Source organism: Streptomyces sp. NPDC051921 (genome assembly GCF_040680975.1).
Taxonomy (GTDB): Bacteria; Actinomycetota; Actinomycetes; order Streptomycetales; family Streptomycetaceae; genus Streptomyces.
The window spans coordinates 50884-64924 of record NZ_JBFAXU010000029.1 but is presented as its reverse complement, the minus strand read 5'-3'; the positions used below and the strand labels follow the sequence as shown (position 1 = coordinate 64924).

The 14041-nt window shown below is 70.3% G+C and carries 17 protein-coding genes and 5 tRNA genes; 17 read left to right on the top strand and 5 right to left on the bottom strand.

Going from position 1 to position 14041, the window contains the following annotated elements; translation table 11 throughout:
* The first annotated feature begins 142 nt into the window (after positions 1-142).
* The 10 genes from AB0M16_RS31500 (at position 143) to AB0M16_RS31455 (ending at position 4992) form a co-directional block, all read left to right on the top strand.
* Positions 143-349, top strand: coding sequence for a hypothetical protein (locus AB0M16_RS31500; RefSeq protein ID WP_365349011.1), 207 nt, complete (start codon positions 143-145; stop codon positions 347-349).
* Positions 350-467: 118 nt separating this feature from the next.
* On the top strand, positions 468-1253 hold the full coding sequence (locus tag AB0M16_RS31495) for a fumarylacetoacetate hydrolase family protein (protein WP_365349009.1): 786 nt from the start codon (positions 468-470) through the stop codon (positions 1251-1253).
* A complete protein-coding gene (gltX, locus tag AB0M16_RS31490) occupies positions 1246-2724 on the top strand; it encodes a glutamate--tRNA ligase (RefSeq protein WP_365349007.1) in 1479 nt (492 codons plus the stop codon). Before AB0M16_RS31495 ends, gltX begins: the two co-directional genes overlap by 8 nt.
* A 260-nt stretch (positions 2725-2984) precedes the next feature.
* Positions 2985-3626: a DUF4241 domain-containing protein gene (locus tag AB0M16_RS31485; RefSeq protein WP_365349049.1), complete on the top strand. Its 642-nt coding sequence runs from the start codon at positions 2985-2987 to the stop codon at positions 3624-3626.
* 43 nt (positions 3627-3669) lie between these two features.
* Positions 3670-4392: an HAD family hydrolase gene (locus tag AB0M16_RS31480; RefSeq protein WP_365349005.1), complete on the top strand. Its 723-nt coding sequence runs from the start codon at positions 3670-3672 to the stop codon at positions 4390-4392.
* Between the two features lie 96 nt (positions 4393-4488).
* Positions 4489-4560, top strand: a tRNA-Gln gene (locus tag AB0M16_RS31475).
* Between the two features lie 41 nt (positions 4561-4601).
* Positions 4602-4674: transfer RNA gene (locus AB0M16_RS31470), tRNA-Glu, on the top strand.
* A gap of 61 nt (positions 4675-4735) precedes the next feature.
* Positions 4736-4808, top strand: a tRNA-Glu gene (locus tag AB0M16_RS31465).
* A 21-nt stretch (positions 4809-4829) separates the two neighbouring features.
* Positions 4830-4901, top strand: a tRNA-Gln gene (locus tag AB0M16_RS31460).
* 18 nt (positions 4902-4919) lie between these two features.
* A tRNA-Glu gene (locus AB0M16_RS31455) sits at positions 4920-4992 on the top strand.
* Between the two features lie 157 nt (positions 4993-5149).
* Here the strand turns inward: AB0M16_RS31455 and ndgR are convergent.
* Positions 5150-5866 (bottom strand): IclR family transcriptional regulator NdgR, encoded by a 717-nt coding sequence (gene ndgR / locus AB0M16_RS31450; protein WP_005311436.1) that lies wholly within the window; start codon positions 5864-5866, stop codon positions 5150-5152.
* A gap of 140 nt (positions 5867-6006) precedes the next feature.
* Between ndgR and leuC the strand changes: the two genes are divergently transcribed.
* The 4 genes from leuC (at position 6007) to AB0M16_RS31430 (ending at position 9187) form a co-directional block, all read left to right on the top strand.
* Positions 6007-7431 carry a 3-isopropylmalate dehydratase large subunit gene (leuC, locus tag AB0M16_RS31445; RefSeq protein WP_365349003.1) on the top strand — a complete coding sequence of 475 codons (1425 nt, stop codon included), beginning with the start codon at positions 6007-6009 and terminating at the stop codon, positions 7429-7431.
* 6 nt (positions 7432-7437) lie between these two features.
* Positions 7438-8031: a 3-isopropylmalate dehydratase small subunit gene (leuD, locus tag AB0M16_RS31440; protein WP_365349001.1), complete on the top strand. Its 594-nt coding sequence runs from the start codon at positions 7438-7440 to the stop codon at positions 8029-8031.
* Between the two features lie 104 nt (positions 8032-8135).
* Positions 8136-8363: a hypothetical protein gene (locus AB0M16_RS31435; protein ID WP_365348999.1), complete on the top strand. Its 228-nt coding sequence runs from the start codon at positions 8136-8138 to the stop codon at positions 8361-8363.
* A 143-nt stretch (positions 8364-8506) separates the two neighbouring features.
* Positions 8507-9187 carry an HU family DNA-binding protein gene (locus AB0M16_RS31430; protein WP_365348997.1) on the top strand — a complete coding sequence of 227 codons (681 nt, stop codon included), beginning with the start codon at positions 8507-8509 and terminating at the stop codon, positions 9185-9187.
* A 90-nt stretch (positions 9188-9277) separates the two neighbouring features.
* Here AB0M16_RS31430 and AB0M16_RS31425 read toward each other — a convergent pair whose 3' ends face one another.
* On the bottom strand, positions 9278-9481 hold the full coding sequence (locus AB0M16_RS31425) for a hypothetical protein (protein WP_365348995.1): 204 nt from the start codon (positions 9479-9481) through the stop codon (positions 9278-9280).
* A 10-nt stretch (positions 9482-9491) separates the two neighbouring features.
* On the bottom strand, positions 9492-10175 hold the full coding sequence (gene cofC / locus AB0M16_RS31420; protein ID WP_365348993.1) for a 2-phospho-L-lactate guanylyltransferase: 684 nt from the start codon (positions 10173-10175) through the stop codon (positions 9492-9494).
* A 124-nt stretch (positions 10176-10299) separates the two neighbouring features.
* Between cofC and AB0M16_RS31415 the strand changes: the two genes are divergently transcribed.
* The 3 genes from AB0M16_RS31415 (at position 10300) to AB0M16_RS31405 (ending at position 13268) form a co-directional block, all read left to right on the top strand.
* The gene (locus AB0M16_RS31415; RefSeq protein WP_365348991.1) at positions 10300-11052 is read left to right on the top strand and encodes a lysophospholipid acyltransferase family protein; all 753 of its coding nucleotides are present in this window, start codon (positions 10300-10302) and stop codon (positions 11050-11052) included.
* Positions 11049-12050, top strand: a complete 1002-nt coding sequence (locus AB0M16_RS31410; RefSeq protein ID WP_365348989.1) for an NAD(P)H-dependent glycerol-3-phosphate dehydrogenase — start codon at positions 11049-11051, stop codon at positions 12048-12050. The genes AB0M16_RS31415 and AB0M16_RS31410 overlap by 4 nt, the downstream gene beginning before the upstream one ends.
* Before the next feature lie 78 nt (positions 12051-12128).
* Positions 12129-13268, top strand: a complete 1140-nt coding sequence (locus AB0M16_RS31405; protein WP_365348987.1) for a D-alanine--D-alanine ligase family protein — start codon at positions 12129-12131, stop codon at positions 13266-13268.
* A gap of 18 nt (positions 13269-13286) precedes the next feature.
* On the opposite strand, the gene AB0M16_RS31400 is transcribed toward AB0M16_RS31405, so the two are convergent.
* Together AB0M16_RS31400 and AB0M16_RS31395 are read right to left on the bottom strand one after the other, a co-directional pair.
* Complete coding sequence (locus tag AB0M16_RS31400) at positions 13287-13772, bottom strand: DUF3515 domain-containing protein (protein WP_365348985.1); 486 nt, start codon at positions 13770-13772, stop codon at positions 13287-13289.
* Positions 13773-13792: 20 nt separating this feature from the next.
* Positions 13793-14026, bottom strand: a complete 234-nt coding sequence (locus AB0M16_RS31395) for an Lrp/AsnC ligand binding domain-containing protein (protein ID WP_365348983.1) — start codon at positions 14024-14026, stop codon at positions 13793-13795.
* Between the last annotated feature and the right edge of the window lie 15 nt (positions 14027-14041).

Genomic DNA, 14041 nt, shown 5'->3' with positions numbered 1-14041 from the left:
GCAAACTCACACGTAGTCCGTTGGATCCGCCGTGCAATCGAAGGGAATTGCATGTTTAGCCTGACGCTTTGACAAGATGGGTCGCTCTGCCCACGCCCCCGCGCGGGCGCCCCCCACCGCAGACAAAGGGTTCGACACCGCGATGAAGACGACGTCCGTACTCCGCACCACGGCCAACCCCCGGCGCTCCACCCTCGTCCACCTGGCGGACGCCGCGCAGCTGGACCGGGGCGCCCTGCCCGAGTACGCCGCCGAGCTCCCCGGCAACACCGCCAACCCGCGCCGCACGATCCTCATGCAGGCCCCGGCTCCCTACGAGCCGCAGCCCTACGCCTCGGCGGGCCGCTGACCCGTCCGGCGCCGACAGGCCCGTCCGGGACCGGTATAACCGCCGGTCCGCCGCCTCCCGCCGCGTTAGCCTGGAGCGTCAGACTCCAGCCAGTAGCAAGTGAGGGGCGACAGCACTCGTGCGCATCGCCAGATTCTCCATCGACGGCAATGTCGCCTTCGGCGCCGTCGAGGGCGAGGGAACCGTCGAGTCCGGCGGCCTGGTCCTCGACATCATCAAGGGCATCCCGTACACCGACTTCGAGCTCAGCGGCACGAAGGTCCCGCTGAGCAAGGTCCGGCTCCTGCCCCCGGTGCTCCCCAACAAGGTCGTGGCCATCGGCCGCAACTACGCGGAGCACGCGAAGGAGCTCGGGAACGAGGTCCCGGAGGTCCCGGTGGCCTTCTTCAAGCCCACGACCTCGGTCATCGGCCCCGGCGACGCCATCGAGTACCCCTCCTTCTCCAACGAGCTGCACCACGAGGCCGAACTGGCCGTGGTCATCGGCCGCATGTGCCGCGAGGTTCCGCGCGAGCGCGTGAAGGACGTCGTCTTCGGCTACACCTGTGCCAACGACGTCACCGCCCGCGACGTCCAGAAGCGCGAGGCCCAGTGGGCCCGCGCCAAGGGCTTCGACACCTCCTGCCCGCTGGGCCCCTGGGTGGAGACCGACCTCGATCCGAGCGACCTGACCATCCAGGCCACGGTCAACGGGCAACAGCGCCAGCTCGGTCGTACGAGCGACATGGTTCGCTCCATCGAGGACCTGGTCGTCCACATCTCCGAGGCCATGACGCTGCTCCCGGGCGACGTCATCCTCACCGGCACCCCCGCCGGGGTCGGCCCCCTCAACGTCGGCGACGAGGTCGCCGTCACCATCGAAGGCATCGGCACTCTCACCAACAGGGTGATCAAGCGTGGCTAACGCGAACGTCCGCGTACGTTTCTGTCCCTCCCCGACCGGCAACCCCCACGTGGGCCTGGTCCGCACCGCCCTCTTCAACTGGGCCTTCGCCCGGCACAACCAGGGCACCATGGTCTTCCGCATCGAGGACACCGACGCGGCGCGCGACTCCGAGGAGTCGTACAACCAGCTGCTCGACTCGCTGCGCTGGCTCGGCCTCGACTGGGACGAGGGCCCCGAGACCGGCGGCCCGCACGAGCCCTACCGGCAGTCGCAGCGGATGGACATCTACAAGGACGTCGCCGACAAGCTGCTCGCCGGCGGCTACGCGTACCACTGCTACTGCACCGCCACCGAGCTCGACGAGCGCCGCGAGGCCGCCCGCGCCGCCGGCCGGCCCTCCGGCTACGACGGCCACTGCCGCGAGCTGTCCGCCGAGCAGGTCGAGATCTACCGGGCCGAGGGCCGCGAGGCGATCGTCCGCTTCCGCATGCCGGACGAGCCGATCACCTTCACCGACCTCGTCCGCGGCGAGCTCACCTTCACCCCGGACAACGTCCCGGACTACGGCATCGTGCGCGCCAACGGCGCCCCGCTGTACACCCTGGTCAACCCGGTCGACGACGCCCTGATGGAGATCACCCACGTCCTGCGCGGCGAGGACCTGCTCTCCTCCACCCCGCGGCAGATCGCGCTCTACAAGGCGCTGATCGAGCTGGGCGTCGCCAAGGAGATCCCGGCCTTCGGCCACCTGCCGTACGTCATGGGCGAGGGCAACAAGAAGCTCTCCAAGCGCGACCCGCAGGCCTCCCTCAACCTCTACCGGGAGCGCGGCTTCCTGCCGGAGGGCCTGCTCAACTACCTCTCCCTCCTCGGCTGGTCCTTCTCCGCCGACCAGGACCTCTTCACCATCCCCGAGATGGTCGAGAAGTTCGACATCGCGGACGTCAACGCCAACCCGGCCCGCTTCGACCTCAAGAAGGCCGAGTCCATCAACGCGGACCACATCCGCATGCTGGACGTGAAGGACTTCACCGCGGCGTGCGAGCCCTGGCTGAACGCCCCCCACGCCAACTGGGCCCCGGAGGACTTCGACCGGGCCGCCTGGGAGGCCATCGCCCCCTACGCCCAGACCCGCCTGACCGTCCTGTCGGACATCACGGCCAACGTCGACTTCCTGTTCCTCAAGGAGCCGGTCCTCGACCAGCCCTCCTGGGACAAGGCGATGAAGGGCGAGCCCGCCGCCCTGCTCACCACCGCGCGCGAGAAGCTCGTGGCCGCCGACTGGAACGACCCGGAGTCCCTGAAGAACGCGGTCCTGGCCGCCGGTGAGGCCCACGGCCTCAAGCTCGGCAAGGCCCAGGCCCCGGTCCGTGTCGCCGTCACCGGCCGTACGGTCGGTCTGCCGCTCTTCGAGTCCCTCCAGATCCTGGGCCAGGACAAGACCCTCGCCCGCATCGACGCGGCCCTGGCGAAGCTCGCCGGCGCGTAGTCGACACCTGAACGGGGAGGGCGGCAGCCATGCTCGGCTGCCGCCCTCCCCGTTCTCGGTTGCTGTCCTTCCCGTGGCGGCTGCGGAACGGATCGGCGTCGGAAGTGCCCCGGCGGCACTCGTGGCAAGCCTGGAACCGCCGGGTCGTCGAGCATGCCGGGGCGCTGCCCGGCCTCGAGTTCCTGCCGCTCGACTTCGCCGCCACGGCCGCCGTCGAGCAGGCGGTGGCCGCCGGTCTCGATCGGCGGCACGCGCACGCCGTGTACGCGGAGGCCGCGAGCTCCCCCGAGGGGCAGGTCCAGCGCGGGACCCTGTCCGTCGTCGAGGTCGGAGAGCTGGGTCTGCCCACCGGCCGGCTGGTGGCCTGCGATCCCTTCGTGTACCTGGGTACCGGAGACGCGGAACCCTTCACCGTCGAGGTGAGCCCCGGTCGTTACCGCGTGGACGCCGCCGTCGCCACGCTCGTCGATCCCCAGGACAGGCCCGGGACGCGGCCGCACACCCGGATCGCCGCCGCCCGGCTCGTCGTCCGCGACACCCCGGCCGCCGCCTGGGAGCTCGCCCTGATTCCGGGCGACGACCTCGCCGAGCTCGATGAGGACGAGATCTTCGGATACGGCGTGGACGCGGGGACCGGCTGCTTCTACGACGCCTCCGTCGATGGCGCCTTTCCCGGTACCGAGGACGAGGAGGGTGCCGTGTGGGACGCGATGGCGACCGTCGGGCACGGGCCGGCCGTCTTCATGGCAGAGGGGGAGGACGGCCACACCTTGGCCGGTTTCACCTCGGGCTGGGGTGACGGCTGCTATCCGACCTGGATCGGGCGGGACACCGCCGGCGAGGTCGTGTGCTTCGTCACCGACTTCCGCGTCGCCCCCCGCGATCTCGATCTCCCGGCATGACCACTCACTCCCGCTCGGTCTTCAGGGACGGTAACGTCGTTCCATGACCATCCGCGCGGTGCTCTGGGACATCGACGACACGATCTTCGACTACGCGAGCGCGGACCGGGCCGGGATGCGGGCGCATCTCGCGGCCGAGGGGCTGCTCGGCGGGTACGGCACCGTCGAGGAGGCCCTGCTGCGCTGGAAGGAGCTCACGGAGCTGCACTGGCGCCGCTACGAGGCCGAGGGCGGGGACTTCCAGGACCAGCGGCGCCACCGGGTGCGGGACTTCCTCGGGCGGCCGGAGCTCACCGCCGTCGAGGCCGACGGCTGGTTCGACCGCTACGTGGTCCACTACGAGGCCGCCTGGGAGCTGTTCCCCGACGCCCTGCCCGTCCTCGACCTGCTGGCCCGTGACTACCGTCACGGCGTGCTGTCCAACTCCAGCATCCACAACCAGGACCACAAGCTCCGCACCCTGGGCGTACGGGACCGCTTCGAGGCCGTGGTGTGCGCGGCCGAGCTCGGGGTGGCCAAGCCGGCCCCCGAGGCCTTCCACGCCGCCTGCACCGCCCTTGACCTGCGCCCCCACCAGGTGGCGTACGTCGGAGACCAGCCGGACATCGACGCCCGGGGGGCCGTGGACGCGGGCCTGGTGGGGATCTGGCTGGACCGCGCAGGGACCGGCGGCAGGCCCGAGCTGACCCGCATCACCGACCTGCACCAGCTGCCCCGGGTGCTGCGTGCGGATACGCGTTTTGGAGCACCGTCCACCTTCAGGTAATGTTCTTCCTGCGCCGAGGGGAACGGGCCGAAAGGCCGGAAAGCCCCGGAAGCGCAAGCCGAGCAAGATCCCCTCCTCGGAGGGATCGCGCCCCGGTGGCCTATGGTGTAATTGGCAGCACGACTGATTCTGGTTCAGTTAGTCTTGGTTCGAGTCCAGGTAGGCCAGCTCGCAGAGCTCATCTGCAAACCGTGGATGGCATCCACAAAGCCCCCGTTGTGTAGCGGCCTAGCACGCCGCCCTCTCAAGGCGGTAGCGCCGGTTCGAATCCGGTCGGGGGTACAGATCCTTCCCGCGGGATCACTTGGGTAGCTCCCGGTGAACCCGATGCAGGATCGCTAGGGCCCCCGTTGTGTAGCGGCCTAGCACGCCGCCCTCTCAAGGCGGTAGCGCCGGTTCGAATCCGGTCGGGGGTACTAACTGGTCTAAACCACCAGTGGCCTATGGTGTAATTGGCAGCACGACTGATTCTGGTTCAGTTAGTCTTGGTTCGAGTCCAGGTAGGCCAGCGGATCTTTTGAGATCTTGCCCCCGTTGTGTAGCGGCCTAGCACGCCGCCCTCTCAAGGCGGTAGCGCCGGTTCGAATCCGGTCGGGGGTACAAAACGAAGAAGCCCTTCCCTTCGGGGGAGGGCTTCTTCGCTGTTCTCGTTCACGATGTGCGCGGGAACACGACTTCGGGACACAACTCCGGCCCACCGCTGCGGCGTTGGAGCGGTGGGCCGGGAGACCGACAGGTGAAGAGGGAAAGGGCGGGGTCAGCCGTTGCGGCGGAGGGCCTCGGACAGGCGGGCGGCCGCGTCGATGACCGCCTGGGCGTGCATGCGGCCCGGGTGGCGGGTCAGGCGCTCGATCGGGCCCGAGACCGACACGGCGGCCACCACGCGGTTCGAGGGGCCGCGTACGGGCGCGGAGACGGACGCGACGCCCGGCTCCCGCTCGCCGATCGACTGGGCCCAGCCGCGGCGTCGTACGCCCGACAGGGCCGTCGCCGTGAAGCGGGCGCCCTGAAGGCCGCGGTGCAGCCGCTCGGGCTCCTCCCAGGCCATGAGGATCTGCGCGGACGAGCCGGCCTTCATGGTCAGCGTGGAGCCGACCGGGACCGTGTCCCGAAGTCCGGACAGCCGCTCGGCCGCCGCCACGCAGATGCGCATGTCGCCCTGGCGCCGGTACAGCTGGGCGCTCTCGCCCGTCACGTCGCGCAGATGCGTCAGCACCGGCCCGGCGGTCGCGAGCAGGCGGTCCTCGCCGGCCGCGGCGGCGAGCTCGGCAAGCCGCGGTCCGAGGATGAACCGGCCCTGCATGTCGCGGGCCACCATCCGGTGGTGTTCCAAAGCCACGGCCAGTCGGTGTGCCGTGGGTCGTGCGAGTCCCGTCGCCGCGACCAGACCTGCGAGGGTGGCCGGACCGGACTCCAGGGCGCTCAGGACAAGGGCTGCCTTGTCGAGAACGCCTACGCCGCTAGAGTTGTCCATGCAACGATATTCGCGTCTCACTCTGTGAAACGCAAGTTCAATTTTCCCAGGAACTTGTCACTCTGGTGGTGCGGCCGCACAACGGCCCGCCAAACGGGTCTCTAGTGGTGCCGGCGCAGCCGCCGGCCGGAGGGAAAGCGATGGGTAGGACACTCGCGGAGAAGGTCTGGGACGACCACGTCGTCCGGCGCGCCGAAGGCGAGCCCGACCTCCTCTTCATCGATCTGCACCTGCTGCACGAGGTGACCAGCCCCCAGGCCTTCGACGGTCTCCGGCAGAACGGCCGGCAGGTGCGGCGGCTCGACCTCACCATCGCGACCGAGGACCACAACACCCCGACCCTCGACATCGACAAGCCGATCGCCGACCCGGTCTCCCGCGCCCAGTTGGAGACCCTGCGCAAGAACTGCGCCGAGTTCGGCGTCCGCCTGCATCCGCTGGGCGACGTCGAGCAGGGCGTCGTCCACGTCGTGGGACCGCAGCTGGGCCTGACCCAGCCGGGCATGACCGTGGTCTGCGGCGACTCGCACACCTCCACGCACGGCGCCTTCGGCGGCCTGGCGTTCGGCATCGGCACCAGCCAGGTCGAGCACGTCCTGGCCACCCAGACGCTGCCCATGGCCCGCCCGAAGACCATGGCCATCACGGTGAACGGCGAGCTGCCCGAGGACGTCACGGCCAAGGACCTGATCCTGGCGATCATCGCCAGGATCGGCACCGGCGGCGGTCAGGGCTACGTCCTGGAGTACCGCGGCTCCGCCATCGAGAAGCTCTCGATGGAGGCCCGGATGACCATCTGCAACATGTCGATCGAGGCCGGCGCCCGCGCGGGCATGATCGCCCCCGACCGGACCACCTTCGACTACCTCGAAGGCCGCGCCCACGCCCCCAAGGGCGAGGACTGGGACGCCGCCGTCGCGTACTGGAAGACGCTGAAGTCCGACGAGGACGCGGTCTTCGACGCCGAGGTCGTCATCGACGCCGCCGAGCTGGCCCCGTTCGTCACCTGGGGCACCAACCCCGGCCAGGGCGCCCCGCTTTCGGCGAACGTCCCCGACCCGGCTTCGTACGAAGACGCTTCGGAGCGCCTGGCCGCCGAAAAGGCCCTGGAGTACATGGGGTTGACCGCCGGACAGCCGCTGCGCGACATCAAGGTCGACACCGTCTTCGTAGGCTCCTGCACCAACGGACGCATCGAGGACCTGCGCAACGCGGCCTCCCTGCTGGAGGGCCGCAAGGTCGCCGACGGCGTCCGCATGCTGGTCGTCCCCGGCTCCGTCCGGGTCGCCCTGCAGGCCGTCGAGGAGGGCCTGGACAAGGTCTTCAAGGAGGCCGGCGCCGAGTGGCGGCACGCGGGCTGCTCGATGTGTCTGGGCATGAACCCCGACCAACTGGCTCCCGGTGAGCGCTCCGCGTCCACCTCCAACCGCAACTTCGAGGGCCGGCAGGGCAAGGGCGGCCGCACCCACCTGGTCTCCCCCCAGGTCGCCGCCGCCACCGCCGTCCTGGGCCACCTGGCCTCCCCGGCCGATCTGTCCGACGTCGCCACCACCGCGGGGGTCTGAGGAACCATGGAAGCTTTCACCACCCACACCGGCCGCGCCGTTCCGCTGCGCCGCAGCAACGTCGACACCGACCAGATCATCCCCGCGCACTGGCTCAAGAAGGTCACCCGCGACGGCTTCGAGGACGGCCTGTTCGAGGCCTGGCGCAAGGACGAGCAGTTCGTCCTCAACCGCCCCGAGCGGCAGGGCGCCACGGTCCTGGTCGCCGGCCCCGACTTCGGCACCGGCTCCTCCCGTGAGCACGCCGTCTGGGCGCTGCAGAACTACGGCTTCAAGGCCGTGATCTCCTCCCGCTTCGCCGACATCTTCCGCGGCAACTCGCTGAAGAACGGGCTGCTGACCGTCGTCCTGCCGCAGGAGACCGTCGACGCCCTGTGGGAGCTCACCGAGGCCGACCCGACCGCCGAGGTCACCGTCGACCTGGAGGCCCGCAAGGTCCTCGCGCCCGGGATCGACGCCGACTTCGAGCTCGACGAGAACGCCCGCTGGCGTCTCCTGAACGGTCTGGACGACATCAGCCTCACCCTTCAGAACGAAGCGGACATCGCCGCCTACGAGGCCGGTCGGCCGGCCTTCAAGCCCCGTACAATTACGGCCTGAGCAGCGCTTTTCCAGTACTGCGCCCCCCACCGTCCGGTGGGGGGCGCAGTCGCTTGTTGAGACCCCGTCGGGCGACAACTCGCCCTAGATGGCACAATCGGTGCATGGAACGCGACAGCCAACTCGAGCTCTACGAGGCAGTCGCCGCCCGATTGAAGGAAGCGCACAGAAGGGTGCGCGAACTGCAAGTCCCGGAGGGCGTAAGGATGGCGCTGTCCCGGAAGCTGCTGGTCGTGACGGCCGCGGCGAAGCACGATCTCTCGGACGCGGCAACGCGTCTGGACCGGTTGATGAAGGACCTCGACGAGGGCCGATTCCCTGAAGACGACTGACACCAGGAACTCCGCAACGGGACTTCCGCGTTGCGGCACTAGGGTGATTAGCCCGTTTCGTGTTTGATTTGCGGTATATACATGCCTAACGTGCGAAAAAGCTTGAACACTTTCGTTCCGGCAATGTCTCCGAAGGGGAAGACGTGAACAAGGCGCAGCTCGTAGAAGCGATTGCCGACAAGATGGGCGGTCGCCAGCAGGCCGCCGACGCCGTCGACCACGTGCTCGACGCCATCGTGCGCGCCGTGGTCGGCGGGGACCGGGTCTCGGTCACCGGCTTCGGGTCGTTCGAGAAGGTCGACCGTCCCGCTCGCTACGCCCGTAACCCGCAGACGGGTGAGCGCGTGCGGGTCAAGAAGACCTCGGTTCCGCGCTTCCGTGCGGGTCAGGGCTTCAAGGACCTGGTCAGCGGCTCCAAGAAGCTCCCCAAGGGCGGCGAGGTCTCCGTCAAGAAGGCCCCGAAGGGCAGCCTCACCGGCGGCGCCTCCGCGACCGTCAAGAAGGCCGCCGCCAAGAAGGCCACCACCGCCAAGAAGGCCGCCGCCAAGAAGGCGACCCCGGCCAAGAAGACCGTGGCGAAGAAGACCACCACGGCCGCCGCCAAGAAGACCACCGCGGCGGCGAAGAAGACCACCACCGCCGCCAAGAAGACCACCGCGGCGGCGAAGAAGGCCACCCCGGCCAAGAAGACCACCACGGCCGCCGCCAAGAAGGCCACGGCCAAGAAGACCGCGCCGGCGAAGAAGGCCACCGCGAAGAAGGCGCCCGCCAAGAAGACGACGGCGCGCAAGACCACCGCGAAGAAGACCGCCGCGAAGAAGTAGGACTCGCGGCGGCAGGTGCTCACACGCCGGGCCGGGCTCCCCCCTGGGGAGCCCGGCCCGCGGCGCGTTCCGGGCTGTTCCGGCGCGTCCCTAGAAGGTCTGCAGCGTCACCAGCGTGATCCGCAGGGCGGCCCCCTCGCCCTCCGTCTCGATCCGCACCCGCTGCCCCGGCCGCAGCAGCCGCAGCCCGCCCGCCTCGAAGGCCTCGGCCCCGAACTCCACCGGGGTGCCGTCGTCGAGCAGCACACTGCCGCTGCGGGTGTCGGAGTCGTACGTGTACGCGGTCGCCTGCATGACCGGCAGCCTATCCGGCCGCGGGCACCCAGCGGGCCGCCGTCCGCGGCCCCACGCCCAGCGCCACCGCGGCCGCCAGATCCTCGCCGGTGTCCACGTCCCGACGCACGGAATCCACCCCCGGCAGTCGGATTTCCACCGCCCCCGAGGACAAATGCCGACGTCGTGAAGCCCCTCCGAAAGCCGGTTCCAATTCCATCCGCGGACCGGCCGAGAGGAATGTCGTACCTATTTCGGCGGCATCCGCGAGAAAAGCCCGCGGAAATTGCCCCGCCACCCGCAGCACCCGAGCCAGCTCGGCCGGCCGGAGCGCCGGCAGGTCCGCGTTGAGTGCCGCCACCCGTGCCCCGGGGCGCAGCGCCCGCACCGTGCGGGCCCCGTGCGCGAGGGCCTCGTTGAGGCCCGCGCCGGGCAGGTCCGGCACGATCCGCGCCCCCAGGGCCGCCAGCGCGGCCGCCGCGGCCGGATCGTCCGTGACGACCGCCACATCCCGCACGTCCGGGCAGGCCAGCGCCGCCGCCACGGTGTCCTCGGCGAAGGCGAGCGCCAACCGCCCCCGCAGCAGGCCGCCCACCGCGGGGCCCAGCCTGCTCTTCGCCCGCGCCAGCGGCTTCAGGGGGACGACCAGGGACCAGTCGTCGTGGGCGGTGTCGGCCACGTACTCGGCCGCCGTGTCGTCGGCGTAGCTCGTCATCGCGCCCCATTCTGTCCCGCCCGCGCGATCCGCCCGAGCCCCGGGGCGTACGGTGTCCTCGACAGGCCAGGAGCAGGAGGCGACACTTGACCCCCTGCGAACCCGTCCGGAGAAAGGTGTCCGAGTGTCCCGCCGCAGAATCGGCTTCTGGTACCGCCTGGCAGCGGTCATCGCCAAACCCCCGCTGGTGGTGCTGTTCAAGCGGGACTGGCGCGGAACGGAGCACATCCCGGCCGAAGGCGGCTTCATCACCGCGGTGAACCACAACTCGTACCTGGACCCGCTGTCCTACGCGCACTACCAGTACAACACCGGGCGCGTACCCCGCTTCCTCGCCAAGGCCGCCCTCTTCAAGGGCGGCTTCGTCGGCACCATGCTCCGCAACACCGGTCAGATCCCCGTCTACCGCGAGACCACCAACGCCCTGGACGCCTTCCGGTCCGCCGTCGACGCGATCGAGCGCGGCGAGTGCGTCGCCTTCTACCCCGAGGGCACCCTCACCCGCGACCCCGACATGTGGCCCATGGCCGGCAAGACCGGCGCCGCCCGCGTCGCCCTGCTCACCAAGGCGCCCGTCATCCCGGTCGCCCAGTGGGGCGCCAACCTCGCGATGCCGCCGTACGCCAAGGAGAACAAGCTTCAGCTCCGGCCCCGCAAGACCCTGATCGTGCAGGCCGGTCCGCCGGTCGACCTCTCCCGGTTCTACGACGTCGAGCCCACGCCCGACGTGCTGCGCCAGGCCACCGAGGAGATCATGGCGGCCATCACCCGGATCCTGGAGGAGGTCCGGGGGGAGAAGGCCCCGGACGAGCCCTACGACCATCGGAAGGCCCGGCAGGAACAGCGCCGCAAGGCCGCGGAGGAAGGCAAGAAGTGACCAAGGCAGCCGTCTTCGGCAACGGATCCTGGGGCACCGCCTTCGCGATGGTGCTCGCCGACGCGGGCTGCGAGGTGAGCCTGTGGGGCCGCCGCGCCGAACTCGCCGAGACGATCAACCGCACCGGGGCCAACCCGGACTACCTGCCCGGCGTCGAACTCCCCAAGGGCATCACGGCCACCGCCGACCCGGCCGAGGCCGCCCGCGACGCCGACTTCACCGTCCTCGTCGTGCCCTCCCAGACCCTGCGCGAGAACCTCGCCGCGTGGGCGCCGGAGCTCGCCCCCGGCACCGTCCTCGTGTCCCTGATGAAGGGCATCGAACTCGGCACCGCCAAGCGCATGAGCGAGGTGATCACCGAGGTCGCGGACGTGCCGGCCGGACGCGTCGCCGTCCTCACCGGCCCCAACCTGGCCAAGGAGATCGCCGCCCGGCAGCCCGCCGCCGCCGTCGTCGCCTGCGCCGACGAGACGGTCGCCCAGCGGCTCCAGTCCGCCTGCATGACCCCGTACTTCCGTCCGTACACCAACACCGACGTGGTCGGCTGCGAACTCGGCGGCGCGGTCAAGAACGTCATCGGGCTCGCCGTCGGCATCGCCGACGGCATGGGGCTCGGCGACAACTCGAAGGCCACCCTCATCACCCGGGGCCTCGCCGAGACCACCCGGCTCGGCCTCGCCATGGGTGCCGACCCGCTGACCTTCTCCGGCCTCGCGGGCCTCGGCGACCTGGTCGCCACCTGCTCCTCGCCGCTCTCCCGGAACCACACCTTCGGCACCAACCTGGGCCGCGGGATGACCCTCCAGGAGACGATCGCGGCCACCAAGCAGACCGCCGAGGGCGTCAAGTCCTGCGAGTCCGTGCTCGATCTGGCCCGCCGGCACGGCGTCGACATGCCCATCACCGAGACCGTCGTCTCGATCGTCCACGAGGGCAAGCCGCCGGTCGTCGCCCTCAAGGAGCTCATGTCGCGCTCGGCGAAGGCGGAACGCAGGTGACGCGGCGCTGAGCCGGACGCGCGCGGCACACGCGGGGCGCTCAGCAGTTCGGACGCCGCAAGGTACCCTCATCGCGATATGAGCGAGAACACCCAGAGCCCCCGCAAGCCGCGCGTCGCCGTCGTCTTCGGCGGACGCAGCTCCGAGCACGCCATCTCCGTCGTCACCGCCGGTGCCGTCCTCAACGCCATCGACCGGGACAAGTACGACGTGCTGCCGATCGGCATCACCCGGGAGGGGCGCTGGGCGCTGACCGCCGACGCCCCCGAGCGGATGGCCATCGCCGACCGCGCCCTTCCGGACGTCGCCCAGCTCGCCGAGTCCGAGACCGGCGGCGTGATCCTGCCCGTCGACCCGGCCAGCCGCGAGGTCGTCCTCAGCGAGCCCGGCTCCCTGCCGCAGGCCCTCGGCGAGGTCGACGTCGTCTTCCCCATGCTGCACGGCCCCTACGGCGAGGACGGCACCCTCCAGGGCCTCCTGGAGCTCTCCGGCATCCCGTACGTCGGCGCGGGCGTCCTCGCCTCCGCCGTCGGCCAGGACAAGGAGTACATGAAGCGCGTCTTCGTCTCCTTCGGCCTGCCGGTCGGCCCGTACGTCGTGGTCCGCCCCCGCGAGTGGGAGCAGAATCCGGCCGCGGCCCGCAAGAAGATCGTGGAGTTCGCCGCCGACCACGGCTGGCCGCTCTTCGTGAAGCCGGCCCGCGGCGGCTCGTCCGTCGGCATCACCAAGGTCGACGACCTCTCCGGCCTCGACGAGGCGATCGAGGAGGCCCGCCGCTTCGACCCGAAGATCATCGTCGAGGCACTGGTCCGCGGCCGGGAGATCGAGTGCGGCGTCCTGGAGTTCGAGGACGGCCCGCGCGCCAGCGTGCCCGCCGAGATCCCGCCGGTCACGAACCACGACTTCTACGACTTCGAGGCCAAGTACATCGACTCCGCCTCCGGCATCGTCCCCGCCCCCATCGGCCACGAGGCCACCGCCGAGATCCAGCGCCTCGCCGTGCTGGCCTACGAGTCCGTGTCCTGCGAGGGCCTGGTGCGCGCCGACTTCTTCCTCACCGAGGACGGCGAGTTCGTCATCAACGAGATCAACACCATGCCCGGCTTCACGCCCATCTCCATGTACCCGCGCATGTGGCAGGAGAGCGGCGTCAGCTACCCGGAGCTCGTCGACCGGCTGATCCAGGCCGCGCTGAACCGCTCCACGGGCCTGCGCTAGCGAGGCACCCCCCCCGGGTCACAGGCTCGGGGGGACCGCCTTCTGCACGGGGGCGGCGAGATCCGCGAGCGGGCCGACGTCATGCGCGTACCGCTCGTCCAGCGACACCTCGACGTACGCCTTGCGGTACGTCGTCGTGAAGCGGGGTCCGTCGCCCGCGCGCGGCTCGTAGAGCCAGTTCACGCCGTTCGCCTCGACCGCGTGCGCCTGCGGATCGTTCATCTTTTCGGGCCGGGGGACGCCGCAGCGCAGTACGATCGCCGCATCCCCCCACGCGGCGGTCAGTTCGGACTCCGGCTCGGTGCCGGTCCGCGCCAGACCCGCCACGGTGCCGGGCAGCTCCTTCGCGAGGGCGCGGCAGAAGGCGGCCTCGGTCGCCGGAGGACTGGGAACCGGGACCGACGCCTTCGCGTCCGCGGTGGAACAGCCCGCCACGGCCAGCAGCAGCACGGTGGCCGCTGCGGCGGATGCGGGCAGGCCGAAGGGCCGGTGGGAAGACTTCACCGGCCAAGGGTAGACGGGGGCTAGAGATGCACGACCGGGCAGGTGAGGGTGCGCGTGATGCCTTCCACTTGCTGGACCCTGGCGACCACCATGCGGCCCAGCGCGTCCACGGTGTCTGCCTCGGCTCTGACGATGACGTCGTAGGGACCGGTCACGTCCTCTGCCTGGATCACTCCATTGATCTTGGCGATGGTCTCGGCGACGGTCGACGCCTTGCCCACCTCGGTCTGAATAAGGATGTACGCCTGTACCACGGAACCTCCAGGGCG

What these genes read in the sequence shown, in the direction of transcription:
- AB0M16_RS31435 (WP_365348999.1), top strand. Translation starts at nt 8,136, where the DNA reads ATGGAACGCGACAGCCAACTCGAGCTCTACGAGGCAGTCGCCGCCCGA.
- leuD (WP_365349001.1), top strand. Translation starts at nt 7,438, where the DNA reads ATGGAAGCTTTCACCACCCACACCGGCCGCGCCGTTCCGCTGCGCCGC.
- AB0M16_RS31425 (WP_365348995.1), bottom strand. Translation starts at nt 9,481, where the DNA reads ATGCAGGCGACCGCGTACACGTACGACTCCGACACCCGCAGCGGCAGT.
- cofC (WP_365348993.1), bottom strand. Translation starts at nt 10,175, where the DNA reads ATGACGAGCTACGCCGACGACACGGCGGCCGAGTACGTGGCCGACACC.
- AB0M16_RS31480 (WP_365349005.1), top strand. Translation starts at nt 3,670, where the DNA reads ATGACCATCCGCGCGGTGCTCTGGGACATCGACGACACGATCTTCGAC.
- AB0M16_RS31405 (WP_365348987.1), top strand. Translation starts at nt 12,129, where the DNA reads ATGAGCGAGAACACCCAGAGCCCCCGCAAGCCGCGCGTCGCCGTCGTC.
- leuC (WP_365349003.1), top strand. Translation starts at nt 6,007, where the DNA reads ATGGGTAGGACACTCGCGGAGAAGGTCTGGGACGACCACGTCGTCCGG.
- AB0M16_RS31500 (WP_365349011.1), top strand. Translation starts at nt 143, where the DNA reads ATGAAGACGACGTCCGTACTCCGCACCACGGCCAACCCCCGGCGCTCC.
- ndgR (WP_005311436.1), bottom strand. Translation starts at nt 5,866, where the DNA reads ATGGACAACTCTAGCGGCGTAGGCGTTCTCGACAAGGCAGCCCTTGTC.